8 protein-coding genes are annotated in these 9,204 nt (G+C 44.7%); 4 read left to right on the top strand and 4 right to left on the bottom strand.

Translation table 11 applies throughout. The features are described from left to right. Positions 1-110: 110 nt before the first annotated feature. Positions 111-2,576, bottom strand: coding sequence for an acyl-CoA dehydrogenase FadE (fadE, locus tag AB4496_RS08600; protein ID WP_009847391.1), 2,466 nt, complete (start codon positions 2,574-2,576; stop codon positions 111-113). 328 nt (positions 2,577-2,904) lie between these two features. Between fadE and lpcA the strand changes: the two genes are divergently transcribed. Both lpcA and AB4496_RS08590 read left to right on the top strand, forming a co-directional pair. Next, on the top strand, positions 2,905-3,480 hold the full coding sequence (gene lpcA, locus AB4496_RS08595) for a D-sedoheptulose 7-phosphate isomerase (RefSeq protein WP_009847390.1): 576 nt from the start codon (positions 2,905-2,907) through the stop codon (positions 3,478-3,480). Positions 3,481-3,547: 67 nt separating this feature from the next. After that, positions 3,548-4,393 carry a class II glutamine amidotransferase gene (locus AB4496_RS08590; RefSeq protein ID WP_009847389.1) on the top strand — a complete coding sequence of 282 codons (846 nt, stop codon included), beginning with the start codon at positions 3,548-3,550 and terminating at the stop codon, positions 4,391-4,393. Between the two features lie 135 nt (positions 4,394-4,528). Here AB4496_RS08590 and purN read toward each other — a convergent pair whose 3' ends face one another. Beyond that, positions 4,529-5,215 carry a phosphoribosylglycinamide formyltransferase gene (gene purN / locus AB4496_RS08585; RefSeq protein WP_086027545.1) on the bottom strand — a complete coding sequence of 229 codons (687 nt, stop codon included), beginning with the start codon at positions 5,213-5,215 and terminating at the stop codon, positions 4,529-4,531. A gap of 120 nt (positions 5,216-5,335) precedes the next feature. Further along, positions 5,336-6,376 (bottom strand): phosphoribosylformylglycinamidine cyclo-ligase, encoded by a 1,041-nt coding sequence (gene purM / locus AB4496_RS08580; protein ID WP_008222945.1) that lies wholly within the window; start codon positions 6,374-6,376, stop codon positions 5,336-5,338. 169 nt (positions 6,377-6,545) lie between these two features. On the opposite strand from purM, the gene upp reads away from it, so the two are divergent. After that, positions 6,546-7,172 (top strand): uracil phosphoribosyltransferase, encoded by a 627-nt coding sequence (gene upp, locus AB4496_RS08575; RefSeq protein ID WP_009847387.1) that lies wholly within the window; start codon positions 6,546-6,548, stop codon positions 7,170-7,172. 160 nt (positions 7,173-7,332) lie between these two features. On the opposite strand, the gene AB4496_RS08570 is transcribed toward upp, so the two are convergent. Then, complete coding sequence (locus AB4496_RS08570; RefSeq protein WP_004734317.1) at positions 7,333-8,571, bottom strand: uracil-xanthine permease family protein; 1,239 nt, start codon at positions 8,569-8,571, stop codon at positions 7,333-7,335. Positions 8,572-8,848: 277 nt separating this feature from the next. Here AB4496_RS08570 and AB4496_RS08565 point away from each other — a divergent pair. Further along, positions 8,849-9,204, top strand: a 356-nt coding sequence (locus AB4496_RS08565; RefSeq protein WP_372130815.1) for a DUF2066 domain-containing protein, incomplete at its 3' end; no start/stop codon positions are given.

Raw genomic sequence — 9,204 nt, 5'->3', positions numbered from 1 at the left:
ATTTAGATAGAGCAAGCCTCGAGATAGTAAGCATTAAAATTTGTGACAATGAAGTGATGAATAAAAAAACGGGACTCATAGGAGTCCCGTTTTTGTTTCTGTCTCTGACCTTAAGCGACGTTATCAATCGATTGTTCTGGGTACTGAGTCTTTGCTGCAAGCTCCTCTGGTGAGAAGTCATCAACGTTAATTGTGTACAGTCTATGTTCCTCAGCGCTAATCAGAAGATTTGCTTCTTCTTGCGTTAAGATACCTTTCTCAAGTCCCAGCTGAGCGACAAGGTCGAGTCGTAAGAAAGCACGTTTTTGATGTGTTTCTTTACAAACCTTATCGAACAGAGGTTCAGCTTGAAGAATCACTTCTAGCGCTTTTTCAATCTTGCCTACAGGGTTGTATTCCGTTGCTTCCAAGTATTGGCCACGGCCGATACGAGAGCGTGTTTCACTTGGTGTTTGTAGGATTTGCGCGACTTGGCTATCCAACTTGTCGTTTGGTGCACGACGGATACGGCCAAATGGCATTAACACAACGCGAAGTAGTTGACCAATCACAGGGTTAGGGAAGTTCGCCAAGAACTCATCAATCGCGACTTCAGTTTGACGCAAGCTGTCTTGCATACCCCAATGGACTAATGGGAGATCTTCAGCATGGCTACCTTCGCTTTCAAAGCGCTTAAGTGTTGCTGAACCTAGGTAGAGTTGACTCAGGATATCCCCCAGTCTTGCTGATAGGCGCTCTCTGCGTTTCAGTGAACCGCCTAATACAGCCATTGAAATGTCAGACAGTAGCGCTAGGTTAGCACTGTAGCGGTTCAGCTGTTGGTAGTAACGCTGTGTCTGCTTATCCGTTTTATTGGATGGTGTTGGAGCGTCTGAACCACGACCGTCGGTTAAACCAAACCACAAGCTGCGGACTAGGTTACTCATAGTAAAGCTAACGTGTCCTGCTAATGCTGAATCAAACTTATCAAGTGCATCGCTGCTTTCCGAATAAGCCGCTTCCATTTCGTTCAGAACATAAGGGTGGCAGCGAATCGCGCCTTGACCATAGATGATCATTGAACGAGTCAGGATGTTTGCGCCTTCAACCGTAATCGCAATTGGTGAGCCTTGGTAACCACGAGCGAGGAAGTTCGATGGGCCTAAGCAAATGCCTTTACCGCCGACGATATCCATCGCATCGATGATGCTGCGTTGGCCACGGTGAGTACAGTGGTACTTCACGATTGCTGAGATAACCGAAGGCTTTTCACCAAGATCGATACCCGCAACCGTTAGGTTGCTTGCTGCATCCATTACATAAGCATTACCAGCTAGACGTGCCAGTGGCTCTTCAACCCCTTCCATGCGACCAATGGGTTGTTTGAATTGACGACGAATACGAGCGTAAGCACCAGTTGCTAATGCTGCAGATTTAATACCACCGGTTGAGTTTGAAGGCAGTGTGATACCACGACCAACCGACAGGCATTCAACCAACATACGCCAGCCTTGTCCTGCCATTTTTTGGCCGCCGATGATGAAATCGATAGGCACGAAGATGTCATCACCTTGAGTCGGACCATTTTGGAAAGGCACGTTGAGTGGGAAGTGGCGGTTACCAATCTCTACGCCTTTTAAATCGGTAGGGATAAGGGCACAGGTGATGCCAAGATCTTGTTTGTCACCAAGCAGACCTTCTGGGTCTCTCAGTTTAAAGGCTAAGCCTAAAACGGTCGCGACAGGCGCTAGAGTGATGTAACGTTTGTTCCAAGTTAGGCGCATGCCCAATACTTCTTCACCTTGCCATTCACCCTTACATACCACACCATAATCTGGGATAGAGCCTGCGTCTGAGCCTGCTTCTGGACTGGTCAGTGCGAAACAAGGGATCTCTTTACCTTCAGCTAGGCGTGGCAGGTAATGGTTTCTTTGATCTTCTGTGCCGTAGTGCTGCAATAGCTCACCAGGACCTAGTGAGTTAGGTACGCCAACCGTCGATGATAATACGCTCGAAACACCCGTTAGCTTCTGTAGAACTAACGACTGAGCGTAAGCTGAGAATTCTAAACCGCCGTATTTTTTCTTGATGATCATGGCGAAGAATTTATGGTCTTTTAGGTACTGCCAAACTTCTGGTGGTAAATCAGCAAGCTCATGTGTTACTTGGTAATCATTGACCATTTCACACACTGTATTGACTGGGCCATCTAAAAACGCTTGTTCCGCCTCAGAAAGTTTCGGATCCGCAATGTTTTGAAGCTTCTTCCACTCAGGCTTGCCTTTGAACAGCTCTGCTTCCCACCATACTGTGCCTGCTTCCAATGCCTCTTTTTCCGTCTGAGACATTGCTGGTAGAACCTTCTTAAACAAAGAAAGTGCTTTTTGGCTAATGAGGGTCTGGCGAATTGCTGGTACAGCAAAGATTGCAATGGCCAATAGATAACAAAGCCAGCCAGTGACTGCCACGCTGCCAAACAGGGTTAATGCGACCATTGCGCCAGTTAACACAATTAACGCACGGACCAGACTAACTCTATGGTAAAGACAGACGCCTAAGATGGCTGACATGCCGAGTAGGGAGAGCAATATGTTCATGATCGATTTCCTTTTCAGAGATCACTTATTGTTATTAAGTTTAGGTAAGAGGTCTAACCAGTCAAGTGTAAACAAAATATTAAATATTTGTAAAACTCCAAAGTGAATAAAAAGTGATCTCAATAGAGTTAAAGTTCTAATTGTGAGAGGTTGGTGGTGAATATTTGGACGGATCGGCAATGAGAGGTTAATAAAGGTGGCAATCTTTGGGCTTAAGTGTCGACACTATTTCATGTTTGTGGGTAAACTCAGTTATAAAGAGGGGAAAACCCTCAATTCTCATTTCACGCACTTTAAGTTGCGTCAAAAAACATAAGAGATAAGCCAAATGTACCAAGACCTAATCAAAAGTGAATTGAACGAAGCTGCTGACGTTCTGAACAAGTTCTTGAGTGATGACCATAACATTGCTCAAATTGAAGCTGCTGCAAAAATGATTGCAGATTCATTCAAGCAAGAAGGCAAAGTGCTTTCTTGTGGTAACGGTGGTTCACACTGTGATGCAATGCATTTCGCGGAAGAGCTAACAGGCCGATACCGTGAAAATCGTCCAGGTTTTGCTGGTATTGCGATTTCAGATCCGAGTCACCTGTCTTGCGTGAGTAACGACTTTGGTTACGACCACGTATTTTCTCGTTATGTAGAAGCCGTGGGTCGTAAAGGCGATGTGTTGTTTGGTTTGTCGACTTCAGGTAACTCTGGCAACATCCTAAAAGCGATTGAAGCTGCTCAAGCTAAAGGGATGAAAACCATTGCGCTGACCGGTAAAGATGGCGGTAAAATGGCAGGTTGTGCTGATATCGAAATCCGAGTCCCACACTTTGGCTACGCTGATCGCATCCAAGAGATTCACATTAAGATCATCCACATTGTGATTCAGCTTGTTGAAAAAGAAATGGAATAATAGTTTTACAGACATTTGGAGCCTAGGTTTGTGGCTCCATTGGTTTAAATAGGGAGTAGATTAAACCATGTGTGAATTGCTCGGTATGAGCGCGAATGTGCCTACTGATATTTGTTTTAGCTTTACTGGCCTTATGCAGCGTGGAGGCAACACTGGTCCACATCGTGATGGCTGGGGTATTACTTTCTATGAGGGGAAGGGTTTTCGTACATTTAAAGACCCTAATCCTAGTTGTGAATCAAAGATCGCTGAGCTGGTTCAAAACTACCCAATTAAGAGCCAAGCTGTTGTCAGTCATATCCGTCAAGCTAACCGCGGTGGCGTTAATCTAGAAAATACTCACCCTTTCACTCGTGAGCTTTGGGGACGATACTGGACCTTTGCTCACAATGGTCAACTAACGGATTATGATGATCTGATTAGTGGTCGATTCAGACCTGTCGGTGAGACGGACAGCGAACTCTCTTTCTGCTGGTTGTTGAAACAACTTGAAGACCGTTTTCCTGAACCTCCTCAAGATATGGAAGGTATGTTTCGCTTTGTCGCTGAGTGCTGTGACCAGTTACGAGAGAAAGGTGTTTTCAATATGTTGCTCAGTGACGGTGAGTACGTGATGAACTACTGTACGAACCATTTATACTGGATAACAAGACGAGCTCCTTTTGGTAACGCGAGCCTGATTGATGAAGATGTTGAGATTAACTTCCAAGAAGAGACCACGCCTAATGATGTGGTAACCGTCGTCGCAACTCAGCCTCTAACAGACAATGAAGAGTGGTTTAGAATGAAGCCGGGTGAATACGCGCTGTTTCATTTTGGAGAGTTAATTGGCAACAACCACCAAGCGTTGGAAGATGTCGCTTATGCTCCGAAGAAGGTGGCAAGCCAAGCGCCTACTGAACCATTGAGCTAATCTAGTCGATACTATTATTTGTCCTGATTAAAAAAGGCCGCTTACTGTACTAATAAGTCAGTGAGCGGCCTTTTTGTTTTCTGTTTTTTAAGGCTTATTCTTCCGTGATTTACTCTGGGAGAACAACCTTATTAATTACTCTTCTGCGTAACCGTGTGTACCTAATGTTTCACCGTCTAAGACAGCCCTCCCGTTTACCATCGATAAACGATCTTCAGCAAACCATTTACAAACCATCGGGTAAATACAGTGCTCTTGAGTCAGTACTCGGCTTGCTAACATGTCAGCATCATCATCTTCAAATACCGGCACCTTGGCTTGCAAGATTACAGGGCCACCATCAAGTTCTTCGGTAACAAAGTGGACGCTTGTACCGTGCTCTTTGTCTTGTGCATCAATGGCACGCTGGTGGGTGTGTAGGCCCGGGTATTTAGGTAACAGGGAAGGGTGGATGTTGACCATTTTACCGGCATAGTGACGAACAAATTCTGAACTCAAGATACGCATGTATCCCGCAAGTACGATTAAATCGGGTTGGTAAGCATCGATCTGAATCATCAATTCATGATCGAACTCTTCACGTGAACCATAGTTTTTTGGGTTCACAGAATGTGCGTCAACACCTGCTGATTTTGCTCTCTCTAGACCAAAAGCCTCTGCTTTGTTTGAGAAGACAGCTTTAACTGAAGCATCAATCATATTGCTATCACAGGCGTCCAAAATTGCTTGCAAGTTACTTCCGCTTCCTGAAACTAAAACGACGATGTTTTTCTTAGAGTGACTGTTATTCATAGAATGGCTGTTTTTCATAGAGTGGGTCATGCGATTGATTAACTGAACTGTTTACAATGTACCTACATAAACTAAGGTTTTCTGTGGGCCAAATAGCAAAATGAGGACCATAAGGTCCTCATTGATTAACTAAGTAAGTGAGCGTATCACTTATTTGATTTCAACTTGCTCTTCGCCAGCTTCAGCGTTTGCGATCTCACCGATAACCCAAGCGTTTTCGCCTTCGGCTTTCAGCAGTTCAACCGCAGCGTCTGCTTGATCTTTAGGTAGAGCAACAACTAGGCCTACACCACAGTTGAAAGTGCGGTACATTTCAAATGTCTCCACGTTACCTTTCTCTTGTAGCCAGTTGAAGATAGCAGGCCATTCCCAGCTCTTGCCATCAATCACTGCTTTAGTACCTTCAGGAAGTACGCGTGGGATGTTTTCCCAGAAACCACCACCTGTGATGTGCGAGATAGCATGAATGTCATGCTCTGCAATCATCTTAAGTGCCGATTTGATGTAAATCTTAGTCGGTTCTAGTAGGTGTTCACCGATAGTGCGACCTTCTAGCTCTTCACTCTTATCAGCACCAGAAACTTCTAGAACTTTACGAATCAAAGAGTAACCATTTGAGTGTGGACCACTTGAGCCAACAGCGATAAGTGCGTCGCCTGCAGCTACTTTAGTACCGTCGATGATGTCAGCTTTTTCTACAACACCAACACAGAAGCCGGCTACATCGTAGTCGTCGCCTTCGTACATACCTGGCATTTCAGCAGTTTCACCGCCGATGAGTGCACAACCTGCTTGAACACAGCCTTCAGCAATACCAGAAACAACATCTGCTGCTGTATCTACATCTAGCTTACCTGTTGCGTAGTAGTCTAGGAAGAATAGCGGCTCACCACCTTGAACGATTAAGTCGTTCACACACATTGCCACTAGGTCGATACCAATGGTGTCGTGTTTTTTCAGATCCAAAGCAAGGCGAAGTTTAGTACCAACACCATCAGTACCTGAAACAAGTACCGGCTCTTTGTATTTCGTTGGAAGTTCACATAGGGCGCCAAAGCCACCAATACCGCCCATTACTTCAGGGCGACGAGTGCGTTTAACAGCACCTTTAATACGGTCTACTAGTGCATTACCTGCGTCGATATCAACACCAGCGTCTTTGTAGCTTAGAGAAGAAGTATTACCACTCACGGGATAGTCCTCGAACTTAAGTTGGATGTGAAAACGGCGCTATTCTAACAGGGCTTGATTACGAAGAGCAAACGTTTGCGCGGTTTTTTTTATTAGAATAAAGATTCTGAAATAACCCCACAGTTCGTGTATAATCTACAGGTTTGTTTAAATATTGCCGGAGTTGGAAATGAAAGTTGTTGAAGTGAAACACCCGCTAGTAAAACATAAAATTGGCCTGATGCGTGAAGGTGACATTAGTACTAAGCGTTTTCGTGAGCTAGCGACAGAAGTGGGTAGCCTTCTAACATACGAAGCGACATCAGACTTTGAAACTGAACGTGTAACTATTGATGGTTGGAACGGCCCAGTAGAAGTTGACCAAATTAAAGGTAAAAAGGTAACAGTAGTGCCAATCCTACGTGCAGGTCTAGGCATGATGGATGGTGTTTTAGAGCATATGCCAAGTGCTCGAATCAGTGTCGTGGGTATCTACCGTGACGAAGAAACATTAGAGCCTGTACCATACTTCAACAAGCTAGCATCTAACATTGATGAGCGTATTGCTCTAGTGGTTGATCCAATGTTAGCAACTGGCGGTTCTATGATTGCAACTCTTGACCTTCTAAAAGAGCAAGGCTGTAAAGTATTTAAAGTACTGGTACTTGTTGCTGCCCCTGAAGGTATCGCTGCACTAGAAAAAGCGCACCCAGATGTTGAGCTTTACACTGCTGCAATCGATGAGAAGCTAAACGACAAGGGCTACATTGTTCCTGGTCTTGGCGATGCTGGTGATAAGATCTTCGGTACTAAGTAATTCGGTTTCAGCTTAAGTTACGCTAAACCGTTTCTTAACTCGCTGAATTAGCCGTATTAATAAAAAGGGAGAGCATTCGATGCTCTCCCTTTTTTGATCTTGCTAGCTTGTGATGCTCTTAATTGAGGATCACAAGCCTCTACAGTTTGTTGACTTGCAGTTAGTCGATTTGGGCTTTGTCTACTACGGTGTTGTCGCCTAGCTCTTCAGGAAGGACTAGGTTCAGTAGAATAGCAACGATACCGCATAAGCTTACGCCTTGCAGGCTAAAGTCGCCGATGCCAAATGCCATGCCGCCAATACCGAAGACCAAAGTAATGCCGACAATCACAAGGTTGCGTGATTTGTGTAGGTCAACTTTGTTCTGAATTAGAGTATTCAAGCCTACCGTTGCGATTGAACCAAACAGTAGAATCATGATGCCGCCCATCACAGGAACTGGGATTGTTTGTAATAGAGCGCCTAGCTTACCTACTAATGCTAGAACAATCGCTGTTACTGCAGCCCAAGTCATGATCACTGGGTTGAATGCTTTGGTCAGCATTACAGCCCCCGTTACTTCACTGTAGGTTGTATTTGGTGGAGCGCCCAACATAGAAGCTGCAATCGTTGCCACGCCGTCACCAGTTATTGTGCGGTGTAAACCTGGCTTTTTAAGGTAGTCTTTACCGGTTACATTCGAAATAGCAAGCATGTCGCCTACGTGTTCAACAGCAGGTGCAATTGCTACAAATACCATAAAGAAGATAGCGTTGATGTTGAACTCTGGCGCTGTGAAGTTAGGTAGAGCTAACCAAGCGGCCTGAGCGACAGGGGTAAAATCAACGACACCGTATACTAAGCTCGTTACATAACCAGCCACAATACCGCCGAAGATCGGCAGCAGCTTAAGAAAGCCTTTCGAGAAAACACTGATGACAATCGTTACCAGTAATGAGATAGAAGAAATCCATAACGCTGCGTCTGCATCGATAAGCTGAACCGCACCATCGCCTGTTTTACCTAGCGCCATGTTTACCGCAACAGGAGCAAGACCTAAGCCGATCACCATGATTACAGGGCCAACTACGACTGGGGGAAGCAGTTTGTGGATAAAGGCTACACCACGTACCTTAATTAAGGCACCCATTAATACATACACAACACCTGCCGCCATAAGGCCGCCCATAGTTGCACCTACACCCCAAGTTTGAATGCCAAACATGATAGGTGCGATGAATGCAAAAGAAGACGCAAGGAAAATAGGTACTGAACGGCGTGTAATAAGTTGGAATAAAAGGGTACCGATACCTGCACCAAAGAGCGCTACGTTGGGATCAAGGCCTGTCAGCAGGGGCACCAGTACAAGTGCACCAAAAGCGACAAATAGCATTTGCGCACCTTGCAGAGCATTTTTCATGTTATGTCCTTAAAAATGGTCGTTATATGAAAAGCGAAAAATAAAATTCGCGGGATTCTATCACTTGGCAATCGGTTGCTATGTCAGATAGATCAAATTTATTTATATTAGTTATGTTTATCTCTATCAAAATAAGAAAAATTCAGTTTACAAGTGAACGATTTATCATGGTCAGGTGATATTTTATGGTTATTAAACACAGTGGGGGCTAACGACCTTGCCCCTCAATCCATAGTTGCTTATCATCAAGGCACAAGCTTTGAATATTAGGATCAATATGCGCTACATAGCATTGTTGTTGATGGGACTATTAGCCTCTCCGAGTTATGCCTTAACTCAAGTAGATATCTTTAGTGCTGAAGTTGCGATTAACGCTGAAGACAAACAACCAGAACAAGTGGCAAGAAATACTGGCATGGAGCAGGTATTGATACGTGCTACTGGCCAAACTGATGTCGCGTCGAATGAGACGATTCAAAAGGCGATGCGTAAGAGTGCGCAGTACATGTCTCAAATGAGTTTTGGCGAAAGCAATGACCAATCAACATTGCGTATGCGTTTTAACGGTGCTCAAATTCGTTCACTACTGACTCAAGCGCAATTACCGTACTGGCCTGATACTCGCTCAAATAT

This window comes from Vibrio sp. 10N.222.46.A1, from assembly GCF_041473595.1.
Classification (GTDB): Bacteria; Pseudomonadota; Gammaproteobacteria; order Enterobacterales; family Vibrionaceae; genus Vibrio; species Vibrio tasmaniensis_A.
Note: the sequence above shows the minus strand (reverse complement) of the source record. Positions and strands in the feature narration are given on the sequence as shown.